Here is a 22966-nt window from a genome sequence, read left to right as displayed (position 1 = left end):
AGTCATTTTTTAGTTCGACTTAATTGCCTTCTCTAACTCAGTCTCCTTAATCTAACCCCAACAAAAAATGAAACAGTATCTCGACCTGATGAGGCATGTGATGGAAACCGGCGCGCAGAAGCACGACAGAACCGGCACCGGTACGATAAGTGTATTTGGCTACCAGATGCGTTTCAACCTGAACGATGGTTTCCCGATGGTAACCACCAAAAAGCTTCACCTTAAATCGATCATCCACGAGCTCATCTGGTTTTTGAGCGGCGACAGCAATATCCGCTACCTGCAAGAGAACGGCGTAAAAATATGGGATGAATGGGCCGACGAAAACGGCGACCTTGGTCCGGTGTACGGTAAGCAGTGGCGCTCGTGGCCAACACCTGATGGTGGCCATATCGACCAGATCCAGCAGGTGATCAATCAGCTTAAAAACAACCCGGATTCGCGCCGCATTATGGTATCGGCCTGGAACGTTGCCGAGGTTAACCAGATGGCCCTGCCGCCATGCCATAGCTTGTTCCAATTTTATGTAGCTCCGGCAGATGCGGCGAAGGGCGAAACACGGGGAAAACTATCATGTCAGCTTTACCAGCGTAGCGCGGATATTTTCCTGGGTGTTCCTTTCAACATCGCATCCTATGCCCTCCTCACTATGATGATAGCACAGGTATGTGATCTTAACCTTGGCGACTTTGTACACACCTTTGGCGATGCCCACCTGTACAACAATCACCTGGAACAAACAGCCCTGCAATTAAGCCGCGAACCACGCCCGCTGCCAACCATGAAAATCAACCCGGAGGTGAAAGATATTTTCTCGTTTAAATATGAAGATTTCACGCTGGAAAATTATGATCCATGGCCGCATATTAAGGGAGCAGTGGCAGTATAGTCATTTACTTCGCGTCATTGGGTCATTGAGTCATTTTTTGCTTGTCCCGTTTTACCTATCCTAACCTTATCATGAGTAATCGAATTGAAGATTTAGAAGTTTATAACCTATCCGAAGCATTTGGCGATCGGATATGGTTTTTAGTAGCAAAATGGGATTACTTTGCAAAAGATACTTTGGGCAAACAGATCGCAAGGTCAGCTGACTCAATTGGCGCGAACATAGCTGAAGGCTTTGGTCGTTATCACTACAAGGAAAATAAAAACTTCTGTTATTTCAGCCGGGGATCGGTAATTGAAACCAAGGGCTGGCTAAAGAAAGCAAATACAAGAAACCTGATCAGCGACGAAGATTATCAATCACTGCTTAAGGAATTAGAAACAATTCATATTAAACTCAACATCTACATCAAATTCATTGGTAAAGGAAACGCTTAAGCGTAAGTCAAAAAAATGACTTAATGACCCAATGACTTAATGACCTGAAAGAAATGATACTATCTATAATTGTGGCCATCGCCAAAAACCACGCCATCGGCAAAGACAATAAATTACTGTGGCACCTGCCTAATGATCTGAAGCATTTTAAGGATACCACATCCGGTCATACTGTGATCATGGGGCGTAAAACTTTTGATTCGGTTGGCAAGCCGCTGCCTAAGCGGCGCAACATTGTGATCACCCGCCAGGCCATCAGCATTGAGGGCTGTGAAGTGGTTGATTCTTTGGAAGCCGCTGTGGCGCTTTGCAAGGCAGAGGACGAAGTTTTTATTGTTGGCGGAGCCGAGATATACAGGCAGGCTATTCCGCTTACAGATCGTATCTATCTTACTATAATCGACCATGAGTTTGAGGGGGATACTTTTTTCCCGGAGTTAAACCCGGACGAGTGGCAGGAAACAAAACATGAAGATTTTGAGCCAGACGAAAAAAACAAGTACAAATATAAGTTTATCACGCTCGAGCGACGATAACATTTTTTGTCATGATTTTGTTTTAATTTAAAATTTTGTGCTTACGAAATTTTATTAGATTTGCTGCCTTATTAAAAAAAGCTTATAAACTAATTTATTACATATTACAAATTCGATGCAAGGCAAAGGGGTTATTAAATTTTTCGCCATACTACTGGCAGTGGTGTGCTTATACCAGCTATCATTTACGTGGGTGGCCCATAACGTTGAGAGTGATGCCAAAGCGTACTCAAAAGGAGATCCGGCAAAATATACTGCCTATTTAGATTCGATTTCCAATCAGCCGGTTTATCCGTTGCTTAAACACGATTACTCGTACGTAAAGCAACGTGAAATTGCCTTAGGTTTGGACCTTAAAGGAGGTATGAACGTTACCATGCAAATTCAATTGAACGAATTGGTGCGCAAAATCTCTAACAACAATCCTGATGTAACCTTTAACCAGGCTTTGGCTAATGCCGATAAATTACAGGCTAATGCTCAAACCAGCCAAAAAGATTATATCGCGCTATTTGTAAGCGAGTATGAAAAGCTTAACCCTAACGGTAAGCTTGCCGCTATCTTTTCAACCAAAGACAACCAGGACCACCTGAAGTTTAATGCTTCAAACAGCGAGGTTAAATCGTACCTGGAAGATTTGGCTGCAACAGCGGTTAAACAATCATTCACTGTATTGAACACCCGTATCAACCAGTTTGGTGTTACCCAGCCAAACATTCAGTTACAACAAGGTTCGAACAGGATATTGGTTGAGTTACCAGGTGTTAAAGAACCAGAGCGTGTGCGTAAATTGCTTTCAGGCTCGGCTAAACTGGAGTTTTACGAAACTTTTGATAACGCTGAGGCTTACCAATACCTGATCAATGCAGATAACCTGCTTGCAGCAAAAAGCAAAACCGCTAAAGCTGATACAGGCAAAGCAGATACTACAGCTAAATTAGCTGCTGCAAAAACTGATACTGCTGCTAAAACCGGTTCGTTACTAAGCAAGGTTCAAAAAAACGCTGCTAAAAACGATACTTCGGCGGCTTCATTAAGCAAAACCAAATTAGCAGCTCAGCACCCGCTGTTTGCTGTAATGTCATTAAACGTTGGTCAAGGTCAAAACGGTCAGCAGCAATTAGGCCCAGGCCCGGTTGTTGGTTACGCTCCGTTACAGGATACTGCCAAAGTAAACTCATACCTGCACAGTGCCGATGTACAATCAGTACTGCCACGTAACATTAAATTTTTGTGGGAAGTAAAACCTATCAAAAACACCAAAACTTTTGCTTTATACGCTATTAAACTTACAGGTGCTGATAACGGCCCGGTATTATCTGGCGACGTAATTAACGACGCCCGTGCAGATAACGACCAAAAAGGTAGCCCTGAGGTTGTGATGATCATGAACTCGGAAGGTGCGCAAAAATGGCGTGCTGTAACTGCCGAAGCATCATCAGGTACCAGCAAAAAAGCTATCGCCATTGTATTGGACGATAACGTGTACTCGGCCCCTACCGTTCAAAACGAAATTTCGGGTGGTGTATCATCAATTTCTGGTAACTTCTCTATCGAAGATACGCGCGACTTGGCAAACGTATTAAAAGCAGGTCGTTTACCGGCTCCTGCACACATCGTATCTGAATCAATCGTTGGTCCGTCATTAGGTCAGGAAGCTATCAGCGCCGGTATCCTATCAAGCGTATTAGGTTTGGTTGTGGTATTGGTATTCATGATCGCTTACTACAACCGTGCAGGTACTGTAGCGGTAGTTGCGGTAATCATCAACATCTTCTTCCTGATGGGTGTATTAACCAGCTTAGGCGCGGTATTAACAGTACCGGGTGTTGCAGGTATCGTACTAACTTTAGGTATCGCGGTAGATGCGAACGTACTTGTTTACGAACGTGTACGTGAAGAGCTTGGTTTAGGTAAATCATTAAGCGTTGCTATTTCAGATGGCTTCAAGCATGCTTTACCTTCTATCCTCGATTCGCAGATCAGTACATTCCTTACCGGTTTGATCCTGTTTGTATTCGGTTCTGGTCCTATTCAAGGTTTTGCAACTACGTTGATGATCGGTATCGCTACTTCATTGTTCTGTTCGCTATTGATCTCGAGAGTTATTTTTGAGTGGATGCTTGACAGAAAAATGGATATCAAATTCTCAAATCCATGGAGTTCACATACCTTCAAAAATGCAAACTTCGCGTTTGTTAAAAACCGTGGTAAATTCTACATTTTTTCAGGTTTGTTTATTGGTTTAGGATTGATTTCAATCTTCACCCGTGGCTTTACTTACGGTGTGGATTTTGAAGGTGGCCGTAACTACATTGTTAGCTTCAGCAACAAATCAGTAACTACCGAGCAGATCCACGAAGCTATCGACGCTACTTTAGGCCGTAGTACTGAGGTTAAAACCATGGGCGATAAATTCAGTATCACCACCAACTATTTGTTTAACGATAACTCAACAGCTGCCGATGTTAAGGTAAAAAGCACTCTTGTTGACCTGTTAAACAAAAAACCGGAAACCAAAATTGCCAATAGCGATTTAGGTGGATCAAAAGTGAGTGCTACCATTGCCGATGAGTTGAAAACATCAGCTATCTACACGGTGTTGTTCGCCATCTTCGTGATCTCGGCCTACATCCTGATCCGTTTCCGTAAATGGCAGTTCAGTTTGGGTGCGATGGTTGCAACAGCACACGATGCTTTGCTGGTACTTTCATTCTTCTCGTTGTTCAATGGTTTCTTACCATTCTCATTGGATATCGACCAGGCGTTTATCGCGGCTATCCTTACCGTAATTGGTTACTCAATTAACGATACCGTGGTAGTGTTCGATAGGATCCGTGAATTCCTGGATCACTCTGGAAACGAAAAACAGGAAGATGTTATTAACCGCGCTATTAACAGTACATTAAGCCGTACTATTATCACAGCATTAACCGTGGTATTCGTATTGTTAGTATTGTTCATCTTCGGTGGCGACGTTATTAAAGGTTTCTCTTTCGCGTTATTAATTGGTGTATTATTCGGTACTTATTCGTCGATCTGCGTGGCAACACCGGTTATCGTTGACTTTGGAAAAAAACACCTTAAAGACTAATACAAAATATCAATATCGAAAAGGCTCCAAAGTAATTTGGGGCCTTTTTTGTTTATATCCCTCGTTGCTACAGATCGACATAAATAATTCCATAATGCCGATAGATGGTGTTGCATATCGTAAACAATAAATTAAACTTGCATTATAAAATCATACATACCCTATAGGCGGCACGGAGATTGTATTACCCTCCCAAATACATACTATCCTAAGCCTCCAAACGGATATATTAACTAATACCCTGCCATGGATACTCCCAATAAATCAAAATTCCCTTTAGTTGTTATAGTAGGCGGCGGCTTTGGCGGCCTGCAGGTTGCCAAGCACCTTAAAGATAAACCGGTTGATGTGTTGATGCTGGATAAGCACAATTATCATGTATTTCAACCACTGCTTTACCAGGTGGCCATGGGCAGCCTTGAATCGGAATCAATCGCGTTTTCTTTGCGGAAGAATTTCGCCAACCAGAAAAACTTCCGTTTCCGGATAGCCGAGGTTACCCGGGTTGATGCCGAAACCAATACGCTCGAAACCACCATTGGCAATATCAGCTACGATTACCTGGTGATAGCCACCGGCTCAACAACCAACTTTTTCGGCAATAAGGACATTGAGCATTATGCCATGCCGATGAAATCCATCCCCGAGGCATTGAACCTGCGCTACTCTATTTTGCAAAATATTGAAGAAGCTCTGCTTAAAACAGGAAAAGCCGAACGCGATCCGTACCTAACCTTCGTGCTGGTAGGTGCCGGACCAACTGGCGTGGAACTTGCCGGATCATTGGCCGAGTTACGGAACCACGTACTTACCAAAGATTACCCTGAGCTAAAAAAGGAAGATATGAAGGTTTATCTTGTAGATTTTCTGCCCAAAGTGCTCGGGCCGTTCTCTGACCAGGCCTCAAACGCGGCAAAAGACTTTTTAACCGGTATGGGTGTTGAAGTGCTTACAGGTATGAAGGTTGAAAGCTACGACGGTGAAGAGATCAGGTTTGAAGGCGGCAAAACCATCCGCACCAAAAATGTGATCTGGAGTGCGGGCGTTATGGGTGTTGTACCCGAGGGATTTGATAAAGATGGCATAGAGCGGGGCAACCGCATCAGGGTTGACAGCGTGGGCCGGGTAGCAGGCAGCAGCAATATCTTCGCCATAGGCGATGTGGCAGCCATGATAACCGACGAAACACCTAAAGGCCACCCCGGTGTAGCGCAGGTAGCCATACAAATGGGACAGAATGTGGCCAAAAACATTATCCATATCATTAACGGCGAACAAACGCAGCCGTTCAAGTACAACGATAAAGGCTCATTGGCCACTATTGGTCGCAATAAAGCCGTAGCCGATCTGGGTAAAGTGAAGTTCCAGGGATTTTTTGCATGGCTGGTATGGATGTTTGTGCACCTTATTTCGCTTTTAGGCGGCCGTAATAAGGTTATTGTGTTCATTAACTGGGTATCGAGCTATGTAACCTATAATGGCGGCACAAGGCTTATAATTCGCAAATTTGAGCGGGAAGGATTAACGGAGGAGCAGCATTTGCCTAATACGGTGGATTGATTGAAATAACGAGTCGAATATTCTTTATTTTAGTGCTACCAATTATTTGAGGATCATAATCTCCCCCGTCATTATAAGGTACGAAGCAATCTCCAATAAGCAGGTGCACCCTGTATAGTTCGCGATTGCTTCGTATCTCGCAATGACGATAGCTGTTAGCATTAGTGATTATTACTCTGTACTTAAAGCCATGCCAATCAAAATAACCGAATGCCCACGCGATGCCATGCAAGGCATCCACGCTTTTATTCCAACCGATGTAAAAGCGGCCTATATCAACCTGCTTTTACAAGTAGGTTTTGATACCATTGATTTTGGCAGCTTTGTATCCCCAAAAGCAATACCTCAATTAAGCGACACTACAGAAGTATTGAGCAAGCTTGATCTTGGCGGTACAAGCTCAAAGCTGTTAGCCATTATAGCTAATTATCGCGGTGCGGAAGATGCGGTAAAACACCCCGAGATAACCTATTTAGGCTACCCCTTCTCTATATCCGAAACATTTCAACTCCGTAATACTAATACAACCATTGCGCAGGCTTTTGAAACTGTGCAACGGATCAATGAATTGAGCATAGCGAACGATAAGAAGCTGCTTGTGTACCTATCCATGGGTTTTGGCAACCCCTACGGCGATGAATGGAATACCGGAATTATTGAACAATGGACTGAAAAGCTGGTAAAAGAGGGCATTAAAAACATAGCCCTGGCAGATACCATCGGCGTAGCAAACGAAGCGCAGATAGCCGGTATCTATCCCAACTTAGTTGAACTATTTCCTGATACTGAATTTGGAATCCACCTTCACTCTACCCCAGATGCTTGGCAACCCAAGATTGACGCTGCTTATAAAAGCGGTTGTAAACGGTTTGATACAGCTATAAAAGGCTACGGAGGCTGCCCAATGGCCGCAGATGAGCTTACAGGCAATATCGCTACCGAAAACCTTATCTCCTACCTTGAAACACAAAATGAGCTTACAGGGCTTAATATGGATAAATTTAAGAAAGCGATGGAGTTTTCCGGGAGGGTGTTTGTCTGAATCAGAATTTACAGAATTTTAGGATTTTAGAATGGTCAGAATGCATTGTGATAGCTGGCTGGCTGCAAACTATCAATTTGTATCGATCATTCTGTTAATCCTAAAATTCTGTAAATTCTGATTCAGACAATTTTTTACGCTGCAGCACTCTTCGCTGCTTTCACAGGCTTGGTTTTGATCACCCTGTCAAAATTCTCCATTACCAAAACCGCGGCTCCGATCAACTCGGCATCAAAACCTAATTCAGATACTAATAATTCGGTACCTGCTGCCAGGCGGGGGATACAATATTTGTGGAGCGCCTGCTGGATAGGTGCCATTAATATTTTGGCAACCCTTGCACCACGGCCGCTTAATACGATGATTGCCGGGTTCATAATGTGGATCAGAATGGCAAGGGCCTTCCCTATTTTGTAGCCTGCATCTGACAATAATTCGATGGCAAACTGGTCGCCGTTGTTAGCGGCTTCTATCAGGGCATCGCCCATCAGTTTTGAATGATCGTCTTCGCTGTATTTTAGGCTGGTAACACGGCCTTTTTTAATACCTGCAATTGCTTTTTGTGCCACTACCAATAATGAAGCCTCGGCCTCTAAACAGCCTCGTTTACCACATTCGCAAAGCGATCCATCTTCCGATAATGGGATATGGCTCAACTCGCCAGCGAACCCGTTATGGCCACGGAATAAGATCCCATTAACTATCATCCCTAAACCAATGCCCCAGCCCAGGTTGATCACCATTACTTCCTGCTGCGATTTGGCAATACCAAACTTTTGCTCGGCAAGGGCTATCAAGCTCGAATCGTTATCAATATAGGTTGCAATTCCTGTTTTTTCGCTGAGATAAGCGGTGAGGCTTTGGCCGCCCGCATCAAGGTAAGTATAGTTTATACCTTCGGTTACATTGATAAAACCAGGCATACCTATACCGATCCCCGCTATCCTATCTTTTGAGATACCGGTATGCGCTATATAAGTGTTTATTTCGGCAACCAATTTAGCCAGTGCATCGGGGTTATTAAGCAGCTTAAGCTCGAAGGTAAGCATCTCGGCAACGGGGTTGTTCATCAGATCGAACATCTGGATGCGTGCCGTAAGCTGATCGAGCGCTATAGCCAGGATATGCATGGCGCTTGATTTTACCGAGTACATTAAGGGCCTGCGACCGCCGCTTGATGGCGCGTAACCCTGCTCAACTACAAAACCTTCCTGCATCAGCTCATTTATAGCCTTAGCTATAGAAGGGATACTTTTATCAAACAGCTCACTTAGCCCGGCACATGACATCGCTTTATTAAAATAAAGCCTTTTGATGATCATATTCTTTAGCTGACTGCCCTTTACCCCTTTAGTCGTAAGTTCCATTAACAAATCTTATAGTTTGGTTTATAACAGGCTACACCCTTAGTGTACTGTACTTTATAAAATTAAAAATAAAGTGATAAAGTACAACTGTATTAATTACAGTTTAGGCCCGTTATGCAAGTAGATGGACACCATAATCATGACATTTGCCTACAGCCTGCAAAAATATCTATAAAATTTGTGTACATTATAAAATAAGCGAAAGTTTTGATTAAAATTTGCCGTCCCAAACCGTTTTGGCTGTATTTTTTCGCTTTGATAGCTTTGAATACACCTCAACACCGGCAGGGTCATTCAAATCGGCAGGTGATTGGATATTAGTTTCAAAGCAATCGTCATAACTTTCAATTCGCCACCTTACAAAACGGCCATCTGGATTCAGGTATGGCTTAACGTAATCATCCTGGCTTTTTTCGAGTTTTTCATAAGCATCATCGAATGATTTTGCCCTGATCAATACAAAACGTTTCTCAATATCTTGTTTTTTTGACGAGACGCCTTCCACCTCAATTACAACAGTCATTTTTACGCAGAAGTATTTATCAAGCACTACAGCTTCCTTTACATTGAGTACTGCATCATCTATCGACTGAATCCTAATACCGGCCACATACCCCAGCGCATTCAGCTTTTTAAGCTGGTTATATTTTAGCTTCGCGATGATAAACCGTGGTCTTTTTTTTGGAGGTTCAACCTCATGGCTTTCAAATAAGTTCAAGCTGATGAGTTTTTGATAATTTTCTTTAAAAACTTTATCTATAGCCTTGATCCGTTCTTTTGGTTTAAGATCGATAAAAAGTGCAGGGTCAGGGTACTGAAGCGAAATTTTAACAGCGGCAAAGCGCCGACTGTTGGGGACCTTCTTATCTAAAACCCAATCATTTAATCCACTAATTTTTTCCATAATATAGATAAGGCTTAATTACGGCAACAACCAAAATCGCCAGCCCCCCCAATATTCATCATATTGTGAATTAAAATCTTTTAAATGCCGGGATAAAGGCAGATCCTTCGCTACGGCCAGCATGTTATACATCGGCTCGTCGCTAAAATTCACAAAAGCTTTGGTTTTGAGGTTATAAACTTTATACCCCGAATCTACCGACATACATAGGTTATCTCCTTTTACCAGGAAAGTCTGCACGTTTATTTGTTCCGGCTTTCCTTTTGGCACAAAATAGGCAAAGGTATCGCTTTCTTGCATAGCCTCGCCATAACCTAAGGGAATGCGTGAATCGTCGCCTAAACCATGATCGCCATAATAAGTAAACGAAAACACAAACAGCAGGATGCTTACTATTTTATAAACAGCAAATAATTTATACCATTTGAACCCGGTGCATCTTTTGCGCGTTTTTAATATCAGCACCCATAAAAGCCAAATTATAGGCGTGTAAATAAGGCCAAGAATGCACGACTTAAATACAACGAATAGAAAGTGAAGTGGAGCAGTCATCAGGAAACTATTTTATCACATATTGAGATCACGCAACCTGCCATTATTTTTATCAGCATAATAATGAGTACAGCGTAACCAAATTCAGGCAGTAGAACCTAAATGATTTTTTTAATAATAAAATTAACCATAGCAGTAACGATACGGATATAAAAATCAAAACATAATACTCTGTCAATAAAAGCGCCAGCCACGTTATCTGTTGTGCACTGATGTTATGACGAGATACAGCAGATTGATACCAATCTGCCAGGTAAAATCGAAGAATAAAGCGAACTACAGTATGAATAATATAAGTTGAACCCATTAACGTGATCATAAACAGACCAATAAAATTAAAATGCAGTTGTTTACGATATAAAGCAGGCATTGGTGATAAGTTTGTACTAAAGTAAACTATTAAGCTTATCCGTCAAAGTTTACTTAGCAGCCAGCTCTTTTTTTAGCTTTTCTATCTCATACTCCAATTTCAATACATATTCGTTTTGAGGAGCGAAGGCTTCTTTTATCTCATCAACGGTATAACGCGGAGTGATGTGTTGAGGACAATTCCAATCGAACGCTTTCACATCGAAAATGAGCATGCGCTCGGCAGTATGTTTATATTCTGACGGATCGATCAGGTCGAACAGTTCCGGGTTATCGGCAAGTTCAACTATTTTGGCGTCGGCATAAATTTTCAGGCGGGTTTTATGCGGATAATCCATCAAAAATAAAGACACCTGCGAATGGGCCAGTACATTACCTACAGAGATGTATTGCTTATTCCCCCTAAAATCAACCACGCCGAGGGTATGGTTATTGATCACTTTGATAAAACCGGCAGGCCCTCCCCGATGCTGGATGTAGGGATAGCCGTTTTCGCCAATGCTGGCCATGTAAAAGCTGTCGCGGCTTTCAATAAATAGTTGTTCATCTTCGGTAAGGCCTTCCTTATCGGCCAGCATATTTTCCATGCGGGAATAGGCCGGGCGGCTGCCATATTTTTCCTGGAGTTTTTTAACCCCATCGGTAAAAGCGAATCGTGCGAAGTTCATGATACAGGTTTTTAATAAAAATAAACAGATATGCCCACCTTACAGCAGTAAGGCGGGCATAAAAGCGTAAACTAAATTATAAACTGACAATTATTTTACTTCAGGGATAGCTGGCCAGTCAACTGGTACCTGGGTTAAAGCGTAAACATAGTTGGTGATGGTTTTATCGCCTACGGCAACTACTACATCAATGAGGTTGGCCTGGGTATAACCGGCTGCGTAAAAGTTTTCAACTATTTGATGATCGGCATGGCCTTTATTTTCGGTAATTGATTTGGCTACTTTAACCAATGCATCAATTTTGGCATCGAAAGAAGCACCACCTTTACGGATCTCAACGATCTGGTCGTCAGTATAGCCGTTCAATTTGGCAATAGCTGTGTGGGCGGCAGAACAGTAAGCACAATCGTTAACCTGGCTAACAATTAGGTTTACGGCTTCTTTTTCTTTAGCACGTAATGATGATTTACCGTTTGACAGAGTGATGTAGTTAGCAAGGGCATGATCTGATGTTGCGAATACGGCAAACAGGTTTGGTACGCGACCTACTACTTTGGTTAATGTATCGAATATGGCCTGATTTTCAGGAGTTACTTGTTCTCTGGTTGGGATTGCGAAAGTTTTCATTTTTGTAATGTTAATTTTTGTTGTTTTGAATTAACAATACAAAGATGCGGCGGAAAAGCCCCCTCCCAAATAGACAAACTTCCCGGTTACTTGTAACTATTTCCCGTCGGCCACTAAAAGTTTATTATTTCTGAAATCGGTAGGTGAAAATGAAGTGTGTTTTTTGAAAAAGTTACTGAAATAAGCAGCATCGTCAAAGCCCAACTCGTAAGTAATTTCTTTGGCCGATTTATCGGTATAGTATAAAAGCCGTTTGGCTTCGAGAATTAAACGCTCCTGGATGATCTGCAAAGGTGTTTTATGATTATACAGGGCGAATACATTTGATAAGGTTTTGGGCGATTTATTAAGCTGCTCGGCATAATAAGCTACTGTATGGTGCTGACGATAATTGTTTTCAACCATCAGATTGAACTTGCGAATGGTGGCAAACTTCTCATCCGAATGATTGGGATCACCCGCGCGACCGGCCTTGGCCAACCTGGTCACCAAAATAATCAATCGTTTTAACAGCATCCTGAGCATATCAACCTGGATGCTATCAGTTGTTTCAAACTCTTCCACGAAAATATCAAGCAGGCGCTGTATTTTAAACCGCATGGTTTCGTCCATCTGAACAAAAACCTGCTCCGAACTGCCGTAAAACAGGAAACCCACACAACTCACTTCCTCATCGTGGTCAACAATGCAATAAAAATCGCGGTTAAACTGCCAGGCAACAATATCTTCAGGCTTTTCGAACCTGAACGATTGGTTAACCATTAAAGGCAAAATGGTGTCGGGCAAAAAATCATAAGCTACCTCGTCAATAATAACCGTTTGCATTGCCCCCCGGTTCCAGGCAATGGTTAAGTATTTATGTTCACGATCGCGCGTAAAAAACATCCTGTCGAAATGTTTTTCGTTAATGAGCAGGTGCAGATCGCCGCCTGTAGATTGTTCTGTAACCGATAGCTTCATGTTGGTATAGCAGACAAATATATTATAAATGGCCCTGGATTTAAACAAAGCATTACCGCGTATTTACAATAAGCAAACAATAGCATAAATAATCCGACGGTTCACTTCATCAAACATTCATAGTTAAAAAAGAAATTGCAAGCTTAATTGATTTGTCAAAAGCCTATCAATTAACTACCCCTATTAATTTAACATGACTGTTACCCAATTTATCGGCCAGCACGAAGATGCTGTGCAAATTGCTTTGTATGCTTTTATTATAAGCTCATTATGGCTTATGGAGGTTTGTTTTTCGCTGGGCATTACAGTGAAAAAACGCTGGCAACATAATAAAACCAACCTGTTGTTTATCTTTACAGCCCTCCCCATTCAACTGATACTTACCACTTTTGTGTTGATGATAGTAAGCTGGACCAATAGCCATCATTGGGGACTGATCAATTATATTCCACACCATCAAAACAAATGGGTGTACTATATTAGCCTGTTTATGCTGATGGATTTGTGCGAATACGTTTACCATGTGGTAATGCACAAAATAGACCCGCTTTGGAAATTTCATCTTGTACACCACAGCGACCAGCACGTTGATGTTTCAACCACCGTACGTGAACATCCAGGCGAAACCTGTGTACGTACCAGCTTCCAGATGCTTTGGGTATTTTTACTGGGACCCGCTGTAAGTGTTTTGGTATTAAGGCAAACCTTCCAGTCGCTTTTTAATGTACTGGCTCATACCGAGTTCAGATTACCACCGCGAGTTAATAAAGTAGTGGGGCTAATTTTTATAACGCCTAACCTGCACCATGTACACCACCACTACCAACTGCCTCACACCGACCGTAACTACGGCGATGTATTAAGCATCTGGGACAGGCTTTTCGGCACATTTGGCCAGCTTGATGCTGATGATACACGCTTTGGCATTGATACCCATATGGATAAAAACATTACGGGTAAGTTTTTAAATATCCTTAAGATACCGTTTCAAAAGCTTGAACGGCCTAAGTGATAGCGAAGTAGTCAACAATTACTCATCCTCATCTCCAAAATCCTCTATCACCCCAAAATACTCGTCCCATTCAGGGTCGTCGGTAACGGTAATATTGATAGGGAGTTCGTCAAACTCTGCCAAAGCTGCGTTTAAGCGCTCGCCCGCTATATTGATATCAGTAGTGTACCAGGCCCACCAGCGTTCGTTTTCGCCGGTAAAGGCAAAAGCAAGGATGGTTTGATGATCGCTTTCAAAAGCTTCTATCAGCGCATCTTCAACTTGCTCCATCAGTACCATTTCTTCGGCAGGTGGTAATAACGACGAATCGATAGCATCGTAGCTCCAGGTGATATCCATTCGTTGGAGGTAGATACCACTTTCAAAAAAATTGTTAAGATTAGGTCGGTAGCGAACCAGCAGAGGGATCTCATCGTCGGATACGGCTTCGATAGCTACCCAGGTATCGTCTAATATCATAGGTTTAAATTTAGGTTGAAGTTAGGAAAAGACGTGAAATTAAATGCTTCAAAAATTGATATCATAAAAAAACGTCATTGTGAGGTACGAAGCAATCGCAAACTATACAGGGCGGACCTGCTGATCGGGGATTGCTTCGTACCTCTCAATGACGGCTTTTATACTTTAAGACTTACGAAGTTTTAGAAACTTCGTAAGTCTGGCTGGAATTGGTATTAAACTTTACTCTACCTCAAACTCTTTTTTCAATTTCAAATCAACCGACGAGCTGCCTATCATCACCGTAAACTTGCCTGGTTCAACTGTCCAGTTCATGTTTTTATCCAGCAGGGCCAGATCATCTGGGTGAAGGGTGAATTGAACAGTTTTCTTTTCGCCGGAAGCTAAGGTGATCCGCTCAAAGCCACGCAGGTCGTACTCGTAAGTGGTAACGCTGCTTACTTCATCTTTCAAATAAAGCTGTACCACTTCGTCGCCTTTACGGCCGCCTGTGTTAGTTACATCAACACTAACCTGGTACAGGCCTTGTGAGTTTTGTTTTTCGGGCGATACCTGCAGGTTGCTGTACTCAAAGGTGGTATAGCTTAAACCGAAGCCATAAGGATAAAGCGCGCCTTTAACGCTGGTTTTACCCCAGCTGTTTTGCCCGCCCTGCTCTGCCTGCGATGCCTGTTTGAAAGGGAAATTATATTCCAACTGACCTAATGTTTTCGGGAAGGTAATTGGCAACCTGCCACCGGGGTTATTGTCGCCAAAAAGGGTTTCGGCAATAACCTGACCGCTTTGTGTGCTCGGGAACCAGGCCTCCAAAATAGCCGGTACGTATTTATTTTCCCAGTTGATAGTAAGCGGCTGACCGTTGATCATTACCATTACTACAGGTTTACCAGTAGCCTGCAAAGCCTGGATCAGCTTTAATTGCCTGCCTGGCAGGTTTAAACCTGTGCGGGAAAGGCTTTCACCTACTCTATCCACATCTTCGCCTACAACGGCTATAACAACGTCTGATTGCTTAGCGGCAGTAACGGCAGAATCAATACCGGCCTGTTCCTGTGCTGTTAACGGCGTTTCGATGATCTCGCTTTCGGGCCAGGTGGCATCAACCATATCGCAGCCTTTTGCATAAATCACCTTACCATCGGCACCCACATAGTTTTTAATACCATCAAAAACGGTAGTAACCGGGTTGTGCGACGGGCCGTACCTGCTAACCGCATAGTTAGTTTCCTTAGCCAGTGGTCCTGTTACCAGGATATTAGGATATTTCTTTTTATCCAACGGCAGCAAATTATTGGCATTTTTAAGCAACACCATCGATTCGCGGTTCATTTTCAGGCTCATTGCCTTATCCTCGTCGGTATGTACAATTTTATCGGCAGCTTTAGGATCTTTAACATAAGGACTATCAAACAAGCCCAACCTGAATTTCACTTTCAACACCTCGCTAACACGGGTATCAATAATTTTCATCGAGATGCGGTTTTCTTTGATCAGCTCGCGCAACGGCATAATAAAGGTTTGCGGCATGGTGAAGTTGGTGCGCACATTCAAGCCGGCTTCTACAGCCTGCCTTACTGCCTCTTTATAATCAGCAGCAACATGGTGTTTAGAGTATAGAAACTCAACCGCCTCGCTATCGCTCACTACATAACCGTTAAAGCCAAACTGCTGGCGTAAAAGCGTTGTTAAAAAGTAGTAACTACCGGTGATAGGCACGCCGTCCCAGTCATTATAACTGCTCATTACGCCCATTGGGTGCGCTTCCTGAATCACCCTTCGGAACGGATACAGGTAAAGCTGGTGCATTTCGCGCGGGGCCACATGCGGATCGGTACGGGCACTGCCGTCGCGGCCTCCTTTAGGCACACTGTACACCGCGAAGTGTTTAAGGGTTGAAGCAACGCCTTCTTCCTGGATGCCCAAAACCATTTGCTTGCCCATTTCGGCAATATGGAATGGATCTTCACCATAGCATTCAACCACACGGCCCCAGCGCTGGTCGCGGGCTGGATCGAGAATTGGCGCATAAACGTTGGTATAGCCCAAAGCTTTCGCCTCACGACCTACGGTTTTACCTGCCTGGTAAACCAGTTGCTTATCAAATGTACTGCCTATGCTGATAGGTGCAGGCAATGGCGTGGCCCTATCGTGATTAAGGCCGTGGATGCCCTCATTAGTAAAATCAACAGGGATGCCCATACGGGTTTCTTCAACAAACCATTTTTGGATGGTATTGATAGCCGAGGCATGTTTGCTGAATGGATATGAATATTGCGTAGGCGCATCGTCGGTATGCGAGGTAAGATTGTTCAGCTCCTCGTCGATATTGGCGATGCCATCCTTCCAAACTTCGTTTTTCCAGTTAGGAACGGGCATTTCATCTTTCAATACGCGTTTGTAACCGTAGAGGGTAGCCATTTGGCAGGTTTTCTCTTCAACGGTCATTTGGCTTACCAGGTCGGCTACACGTTTATCGATGTTTTGCGAGGGATCTTCAAAAACGTCCATTTTACCGTTCTTGTTAAAATCTATCCAGCCTTTGTGATAGATATTATTTTTCTGGGCCGATGCCGAAAGGCTAAAACTGATGAATAAAGCAGATGCCACAAACGCCCGTGGCAGGTGGTATTTATTTCTCATGTGAGGTTGTATTACGGTTGGTGTTTTCAAATATATACGTTTAGGGGCAAGCAGTAAGGCTTTTGCAAGGTTGGATGTGGTATATTTTCACTACATCGTTTGAGAAGGGTGGGGAATAGAGGCAGGATGTCAAGAGGCAGGAAGCAAGAAAGAAGAAATTAATATTTCATTGCAAGTAATTAAAGCGGTTGCATCTGAGGTAGGTATAACATTCGCCCACTTATCATGCTGAGGTACGAAGCATCTTCTTCGCCCTGTATAGCTGCTATGCCTGCTGAAGAAGATCCTTCGCTATCGCTCAGGATGACACCACTTTTTTAACTTATCCTGAGGAGGATAATTCGATAAGACTTCAAACTTTGTTTCTCCCAAACTTTATTTACATTAGCCATTAAATGAGTTTAAAGCAACCTGTAACCCTAATTTCACGCTCGCTAATCCAGGCTGCTATGTGTGTACCTTTTTTATTGGTAACACTTATTATTTACGGCATATCGCGCGAGGGTGAGGATTTTGGTGCGGCCATCATGTTCGGGTTGTTTGCTATTCATGGTTATGTGCTGGCCTTTATCAACTATATATTTTTCAATATTATAGAGTTTAAAATAAAAAGCAGGTGGCAGTTGCTTAAACATGCCTTGCCATTGATACTGTTGATCATCGGACTATTAATTATCCCATCGTATAAGCAACACGATCAGCAAGTGCTTTTTACCATTGTTATCACCATTATGCTGGTTGACCTGGGCAAGATCCTTTACCACAGGGTTTTGAAAACTCTCTAATCAGGCCGAGTAATTTAGCGGGCATCTGCCCAATCGGCATCGGTAAAGGCCGGATTTATTTTATAATCATTATAGGTGATGGTGCTTTTCTGCATGCCCTCGCTTTGCAGTTCGGTAGCAGGTAATACAATGCCATCAACAGTTTTAAAGCCGGTAAATGCCGATACCTGACCTGCCGAGCCTGTTTTTGTTCCCTCGCCTACCAACTGGTTATTGCTATTTAAGGCCGCGAAGCTGATAACCCCATCAAAACTGTAACTTACTATGGTGATGTTATTTTTTCCTTCCTGCGCTTTGGCGTTTTGAATCCGGCTAAGGTTCTCCTTTCTGAACAACAACGGCCCCGAACGGAAACCTTGCTTTAATTGTGCAACCCGCGCGGCCGGAAGAGGTTGTTTACTACCGTTGCGCCATTGCCAGCCGTTATCACCGTCCAGTTGCTCAACCTGTAGTAGTTTTCCGCCTTTTCTAAACTCAGTGCGCGCGCGGCGGGCTGCAAGATCAACTTTTAGGGTGATATCAATACCCATCATGGTGGCCGATACCTGCATAGTTTTGATTGCATCGAGCTTTGCACCACCGTGTACTTCGGCAGCTTTGTTTAGCAGATCCATGGCGGTGCCACCGCTTGCTTCCGAAGGGTTTTCTGTAGAGGTATTAGCTTTACTACCGCTTACCTGCGAGCCGGAAGTTGTTTTGGTTTTGGCTGATGACGAAGCACTTTTGGGCGCTTTATCTTTCATAAAATAGATATTGCCGTCGATAGCAGCCATGATGGGCTTCTCGCCGGGGCGGCAAAAAAAGCTGTGTGTTTCGGTTTTCCCGTTACTGTAATTTAAGGTAAGGATGCCATCTTTAATGGTATAAGTACCGGCCCCGCTATCTTTATGGCTTCCGCCACCGCCAATATTATCGCCCGATACCATAGTAGCCGACGAACTGTTCTGACTAAAGTTTCCCTTCCCATCAAAATACAAACCCCTTTCGCCAGATGTACCTACAAAAACCATCCCTGTCCCCGCACCGCCCATACTGCTGTCGTGGGTAAACTCGTAATAACCGGCAGGTACAAGGTTAGATGTATTTAGCTTGAGGATATTGAAACTCCCGGCATCAATGTCGCCATCTGGCTCAAACGTGTATTCTTGTTTAGAACCCTTCAGGTATTCCATTTTAAGCTTTTTGCCTTGCACCTGGTAATGGCCGGCAACACGGGTTTTCCAATCAGGCTTATCGAGCAAATCGTTAAAGGTACCATCGGGTCGTAACATGTAAACCACATCGTTACGCCCCATGCCTGCGCCCATGGTTACAGGCAGCGTTAATTCGATACCAGCATATACGCCGCTTACATTTTTGGTTTGTGCACCGGCAAGGTTAAAACCGTCCAACAGAGTGATGAGCAGGCAAAACGCAAAAGTCTTTATCATATCAGCAAGAAATATTTTAACATTTTGAGTTAAGTTTTTAACTCATTGGCGGGAAAAATGTTTTCAGCTTATTGATAAGGTCTTGTTAAGCATAAGTGAGTATGGAAGAGAATATTTTAGTCTTTGCTTTTTAATCTTTCAACCACCCAAGGTTTTCCTTTTTTTGAACGATGAGCATAAAACCCTGGCTTGAGCACTGGAATCTGTAAAAGTGTAGTATCCAACTTTAATAATTGACCAAGTCCTACAATTTTAGCAACCGCTTCATAGTTATCAAACTTATCAGCACTATAAAACATCAGCGCCCCGTCTTCCGGTTCACATCGCACAAGTACAATATCATGTTTATCATTAATAACAAATTTTGTGGTGAACACAGCGGTATTAAAAGACTGTGAAAAGTTTCCAGTATTTGTAGAACCTGCCGGTGCATTCTTATTGACTTGTGCACCAGCTGTTAATATTAATCCTTTAAAAAAAGCAATTATCAAATAAAGTTTAGGTTTAAGCATCAGATCTCGCTATATTTTTGCTGCAAGATACCGTTTATCAATTTTAATACTTCAACTCTTTCCTAAAAAAAGCCACCGCCAAACTATCAACCTGTAAATGCACGGCATGCCTGTTTACCGAAGTATCATCAGTAAAATATATAGGCGCTTCTTTCTTCACCTCATCAATAGCTTCACCAAGCATTACATAATGGCCGGTTTTGCCGGGCAGTTCGGTATAGCTTGATTTAGGGATCAACTGGTGATAATGCCTGGCATTGGTTTTTACCGGTGCAATACTGTCGCTTTGCGAACCAACAATATACAACGGACTTACAATATCCGCCACCTGCTCTTTACGCGTAAAACCAAACCCAAGCGCGGGCGAGATGGAAAAAAATGCTTTTATCCGTTTATCCTTTAACGGCGACACATGCTTAGAGCCTGCAATCAGCGCGCTATCATCCAGTAATTTTATTAAACCCGGAAATTCGGGAATCTCCAATTCTTTATGGCCTATGGTTTTATAATAATTACGGGCCTGTTCAAAATCGAGCTTTGCACCGGCAAGCGCTATCATGGTATATCCCCCGAAAGAGAAACCTGCTGCCCCTATTTTTTGCTGATCTACCAGCGGACCAATATCCGGATTGTTTAAAAGTGAAGTAATAGCAAAGCTGATATCCAGCGGCCGTTCCCATGGCTTTACAAACTCCAGCGGAATTTTATGATCATAAGTATTGCCGTAATGATCAACAGCAGCAACAATGCAGCCGCTGTTGGCTATGGCCTGTGCAAGCCATTCGAGCGTTAACCTGCCTCCACCTGTTCCGTGCGACATCAGGATCAGTGGCAGTTTACGCGAAGGTAACTTGCCATCGCGCACCGTGGCCTGCCTTAAAAAGGGCGAAAAGTGTTTATCAGCAGGTTGTAAACTATCTGTTGTGGGATACCATATCTCGGTGACAACAGGGCGGTTATCGCGGCCTGGATCTTTAAAATTAAAGGTACGTTCGCCTAAATTCTGGGCTGATATGGTGTGTGTTGCAAGCAGCAGGATAAATACCGTAAGTAATTGCCTCATGATGGTTTATTGTTGTTGATACCACAAAACAAGCCATTTACGGTATTAAAAAGATTGACAATAGTCAATAAATCACTTTTTTGATTTCAACCTACTCAGGGTTTCCTGCGACATGCCGAGATAATCGGCCACTATTTTATTAGGGAGGCGCTGGATGATCTCAGGGTGGTTCTGCATCAGGATGCTGTAGCGCTCTTTGGCATCCATGGTAATGAGGCTTTCTATCCTGCGGATGGAGGCGATATAATCCAGTTCAAGCCCCTGCCGGTACATGGTTTCAAAACCGGGGATCTCCTTAAGCAGCAAATCCCTATCGGCATAATTTAACATCAACAACTCGGAAGGTTCGGGACTTTGTATCGATGCAGCAGAAGGTTCTTTCAGTATAAAGCTTGGAAAGGCAGTGCCCATCCTCCCCTCAAATATCAAAAACCGGGTGGATTCGTTGCCTGCATCATCAGTTAAGAAAACCCGTAAGCAGCCCTTTACCACAAAAAACAGGTGGCGTGCGATGCTACCCTTCTCTACCACTATTTCGTTGCGTTTGGTAAGCTTCGGTTTAAAACAGCTGTCGATAAGCTGCTCGTGCTGAGGAGTGAGTTCAAGTTTACCTGCCAGATGTTGTTTTAAAGCGGGATGCATAGCTGCAAGTTAATATTTACCCACGTGATAACAGAAGGTATTTTTTCGCCCTAATTCCCCCTTAGCGGCTTTGCGACTTTGCGTGTTTATTTATCGTTAAGCAAGCTCTCATATAGCTGATAATTTTCATCATCAAAACAAACAAAAGTCACCTTTTCAACCACTTTGCTATCGGCCAAAAATTCTCTGACTGTAGATACGGCTATCTCTGCTGCCTTATCCTTCGGGAAACGATAAATACCAGTACTGATATTAGGGAAGGCGATGGTATGCACATCATTTTCTTCAGCAACCTTTAAGCTGTTTAAATACGCCGAACGAAGCAGTTCTAATTCTTTCGGCTTCCCGCTGTTATACACCGGACCAACCGTATGGATCACGTATTTTGCTGGGAGGTTGCCGCCCGTGGTAATAACAGCCTGGCCGGTTTTACAGCCGCCCTGACGGGCTACTATCTTACGGCAATCATCTAATATAGCTGGGCCACCTGCGCGATGAATGGCACCATCAACTCCGCCACCGCCCATTAATGAGGTATTGGCCGCGTTAACAATAGCATCGGCTTCAATTTTGGTGATATCACCTTGTACAAGTTGGATGTTTGGCATTATGATACGTTTAGGTAAGTAATTGTTTTGTTGGCGAACGCGCTAAATATAAAGCTGCACCATTTTACGCCAATAGCGTGCACGATGGGCTTCCTCATGCCATATATACAGATCGTTTTTTATACCCTTGGAATTAAGGATAGAGCTTAGGTACTTGTTATCCTCTAAAAAAGCGTCTTCCTCTCCTATTACAATAACAATATGGAGCTTCTTTAAGGCATTGATAATATCCGGGTTGCCCAGGTTAGGCATAAACTGGTTGGGCATGTTGAAGTACACATTCTCGTCGCGGTAGCCGTCGAGCAGGTCGCGGAAATCGCCCATGCTTTGGGTTACGTCATAGCGGCCGCTCATGCCAACCACTTTTTTAAATAAATGGGGGTGCTTAAAGGCTGTGGTAACCGCGTGGTATGCCCCCATACTGCAACCTGCAGAAATGAGTGCTGTGCCAGGGTTAGTCTTTTGCATGAACGGGATCACCTCCTGCAAAATATATTGCTCGTATTGCAGGTGGCGTTCAATGCGGTAATGCGGATGGCTGTATTCGTTGTAAAAACTTTCCAGATCGATGCTATCAACACAATAGATCTGCAGGTGACCGGCTTCGATTTTACTTCTAAGAGACTCGATCACTTTCCAGTCTTCATAATCATAAAAGCGGGCCGTTCGGGTTGGAAAAAATAAGACGGAGGCGCCGGAATGGCCGAAAACCAGCATTTCCATATTACGTTGCAGGAAGGGACTGAACCACTTGTGGTACTCTCGTTTCATCTTTAAAAACCGCCGAAAGATGATAAATGCCTGTAAACC

Annotated in this window: 22 protein-coding genes; 8 read left to right on the top strand and 14 right to left on the bottom strand. The window is 43.3% G+C overall.

Translation table 11 applies throughout. The features are described 5' to 3' along the window. Window positions 1-67 precede the first annotated feature (67 nt). From AAFN85_RS21695 to AAFN85_RS21670, 6 genes are all read left to right on the top strand, one after another. Window positions 68-889, top strand: coding sequence for a thymidylate synthase (locus AAFN85_RS21695; RefSeq protein ID WP_347529743.1), 822 nt, complete (start codon window positions 68-70; stop codon window positions 887-889). A gap of 71 nt (window positions 890-960) precedes the next feature. Continuing rightward, window positions 961-1326: a four helix bundle protein gene (locus AAFN85_RS21690; RefSeq protein ID WP_347529742.1), complete on the top strand. Its 366-nt coding sequence runs from the start codon at window positions 961-963 to the stop codon at window positions 1324-1326. 53 nt (window positions 1327-1379) lie between these two features. Further along, on the top strand, window positions 1380-1862 hold the full coding sequence (locus AAFN85_RS21685; protein WP_347529741.1) for a dihydrofolate reductase: 483 nt from the start codon (window positions 1380-1382) through the stop codon (window positions 1860-1862). 115 nt (window positions 1863-1977) lie between these two features. Continuing rightward, window positions 1978-4956: a protein translocase subunit SecDF gene (secDF, locus tag AAFN85_RS21680; protein WP_347529740.1), complete on the top strand. Its 2979-nt coding sequence runs from the start codon at window positions 1978-1980 to the stop codon at window positions 4954-4956. 246 nt (window positions 4957-5202) lie between these two features. Then, window positions 5203-6516, top strand: coding sequence for an NAD(P)/FAD-dependent oxidoreductase (locus AAFN85_RS21675; protein ID WP_347529739.1), 1314 nt, complete (start codon window positions 5203-5205; stop codon window positions 6514-6516). Between the two features lie 190 nt (window positions 6517-6706). Next, entirely contained in the window at window positions 6707-7558 is an 852-nt protein-coding gene (locus AAFN85_RS21670; RefSeq protein WP_347529738.1) for a hydroxymethylglutaryl-CoA lyase, read from the top strand. A gap of 134 nt (window positions 7559-7692) precedes the next feature. On the opposite strand, the gene AAFN85_RS21665 is transcribed toward AAFN85_RS21670, so the two are convergent. From AAFN85_RS21665 to AAFN85_RS21640, 6 genes are all read right to left on the bottom strand, one after another. Continuing rightward, window positions 7693-8925: an ROK family protein gene (locus tag AAFN85_RS21665; protein WP_347529737.1), complete on the bottom strand. Its 1233-nt coding sequence runs from the start codon at window positions 8923-8925 to the stop codon at window positions 7693-7695. A 211-nt stretch (window positions 8926-9136) separates the two neighbouring features. Then, window positions 9137-9829 (bottom strand): DUF4288 domain-containing protein, encoded by a 693-nt coding sequence (locus tag AAFN85_RS21660; RefSeq protein WP_347529735.1) that lies wholly within the window; start codon window positions 9827-9829, stop codon window positions 9137-9139. A gap of 18 nt (window positions 9830-9847) precedes the next feature. Then, window positions 9848-10381, bottom strand: a complete 534-nt coding sequence (locus AAFN85_RS21655) for a hypothetical protein (protein ID WP_347529734.1) — start codon at window positions 10379-10381, stop codon at window positions 9848-9850. A 419-nt stretch (window positions 10382-10800) separates the two neighbouring features. After that, window positions 10801-11418: a pyridoxamine 5'-phosphate oxidase family protein gene (locus tag AAFN85_RS21650; RefSeq protein ID WP_347529732.1), complete on the bottom strand. Its 618-nt coding sequence runs from the start codon at window positions 11416-11418 to the stop codon at window positions 10801-10803. A gap of 90 nt (window positions 11419-11508) precedes the next feature. Then, window positions 11509-12045: a carboxymuconolactone decarboxylase family protein gene (locus AAFN85_RS21645; protein WP_347529731.1), complete on the bottom strand. Its 537-nt coding sequence runs from the start codon at window positions 12043-12045 to the stop codon at window positions 11509-11511. A 96-nt stretch (window positions 12046-12141) separates the two neighbouring features. After that, complete coding sequence (locus tag AAFN85_RS21640; RefSeq protein ID WP_347529730.1) at window positions 12142-13005, bottom strand: AraC family transcriptional regulator; 864 nt, start codon at window positions 13003-13005, stop codon at window positions 12142-12144. Between the two features lie 193 nt (window positions 13006-13198). Here AAFN85_RS21640 and AAFN85_RS21635 point away from each other — a divergent pair, with 193 nt between their 5' ends. Beyond that, window positions 13199-14017, top strand: coding sequence for a sterol desaturase family protein (locus AAFN85_RS21635; RefSeq protein WP_347529729.1), 819 nt, complete (start codon window positions 13199-13201; stop codon window positions 14015-14017). An 18-nt stretch (window positions 14018-14035) separates the two neighbouring features. Here AAFN85_RS21635 and AAFN85_RS21630 read toward each other — a convergent pair whose 3' ends face one another. Together AAFN85_RS21630 and AAFN85_RS21625 are read right to left on the bottom strand one after the other, a co-directional pair. After that, window positions 14036-14476, bottom strand: a complete 441-nt coding sequence (locus AAFN85_RS21630; RefSeq protein ID WP_347529728.1) for a DUF695 domain-containing protein — start codon at window positions 14474-14476, stop codon at window positions 14036-14038. A gap of 222 nt (window positions 14477-14698) precedes the next feature. Further along, window positions 14699-17116 (bottom strand): glycoside hydrolase family 3 N-terminal domain-containing protein, encoded by a 2418-nt coding sequence (locus AAFN85_RS21625; RefSeq protein WP_347529727.1) that lies wholly within the window; start codon window positions 17114-17116, stop codon window positions 14699-14701. A gap of 395 nt (window positions 17117-17511) precedes the next feature. Between AAFN85_RS21625 and AAFN85_RS21620 the strand changes: the two genes are divergently transcribed. Beyond that, window positions 17512-17901: a hypothetical protein gene (locus tag AAFN85_RS21620; protein ID WP_347529726.1), complete on the top strand. Its 390-nt coding sequence runs from the start codon at window positions 17512-17514 to the stop codon at window positions 17899-17901. Between the two features lie 14 nt (window positions 17902-17915). On the opposite strand, the gene AAFN85_RS21615 is transcribed toward AAFN85_RS21620, so the two are convergent. The 6 genes from AAFN85_RS21615 to AAFN85_RS21590 form a co-directional block, all read right to left on the bottom strand. Then, window positions 17916-19331, bottom strand: a complete 1416-nt coding sequence (locus AAFN85_RS21615; protein ID WP_347529724.1) for a hypothetical protein — start codon at window positions 19329-19331, stop codon at window positions 17916-17918. 116 nt (window positions 19332-19447) lie between these two features. After that, window positions 19448-19843 (bottom strand): hypothetical protein, encoded by a 396-nt coding sequence (locus tag AAFN85_RS21610; protein WP_347529723.1) that lies wholly within the window; start codon window positions 19841-19843, stop codon window positions 19448-19450. 43 nt (window positions 19844-19886) lie between these two features. Continuing rightward, window positions 19887-20906 carry a hypothetical protein gene (locus AAFN85_RS21605; RefSeq protein WP_347529722.1) on the bottom strand — a complete coding sequence of 340 codons (1020 nt, stop codon included), beginning with the start codon at window positions 20904-20906 and terminating at the stop codon, window positions 19887-19889. Window positions 20907-20978: 72 nt separating this feature from the next. After that, window positions 20979-21548, bottom strand: a complete 570-nt coding sequence (locus AAFN85_RS21600; RefSeq protein ID WP_347529721.1) for a Crp/Fnr family transcriptional regulator — start codon at window positions 21546-21548, stop codon at window positions 20979-20981. Window positions 21549-21634: 86 nt separating this feature from the next. After that, complete coding sequence (locus tag AAFN85_RS21595; protein WP_347529720.1) at window positions 21635-22156, bottom strand: O-acetyl-ADP-ribose deacetylase; 522 nt, start codon at window positions 22154-22156, stop codon at window positions 21635-21637. 42 nt (window positions 22157-22198) lie between these two features. Then, the gene (locus AAFN85_RS21590) at window positions 22199-22927 is read right to left on the bottom strand and encodes an alpha/beta hydrolase-fold protein (RefSeq protein WP_347529719.1); all 729 of its coding nucleotides are present in this window, start codon (window positions 22925-22927) and stop codon (window positions 22199-22201) included. Between the last annotated feature and the right edge of the window lie 39 nt (window positions 22928-22966).

It is taken from the genome of Mucilaginibacter sp. CAU 1740, assembly GCF_039839285.1.
In the GTDB taxonomy this organism is placed as follows: Bacteria; Bacteroidota; Bacteroidia; order Sphingobacteriales; family Sphingobacteriaceae; genus Mucilaginibacter.
Note: the sequence above shows the minus strand (reverse complement) of the source record. Positions and strands in the feature narration are given on the sequence as shown.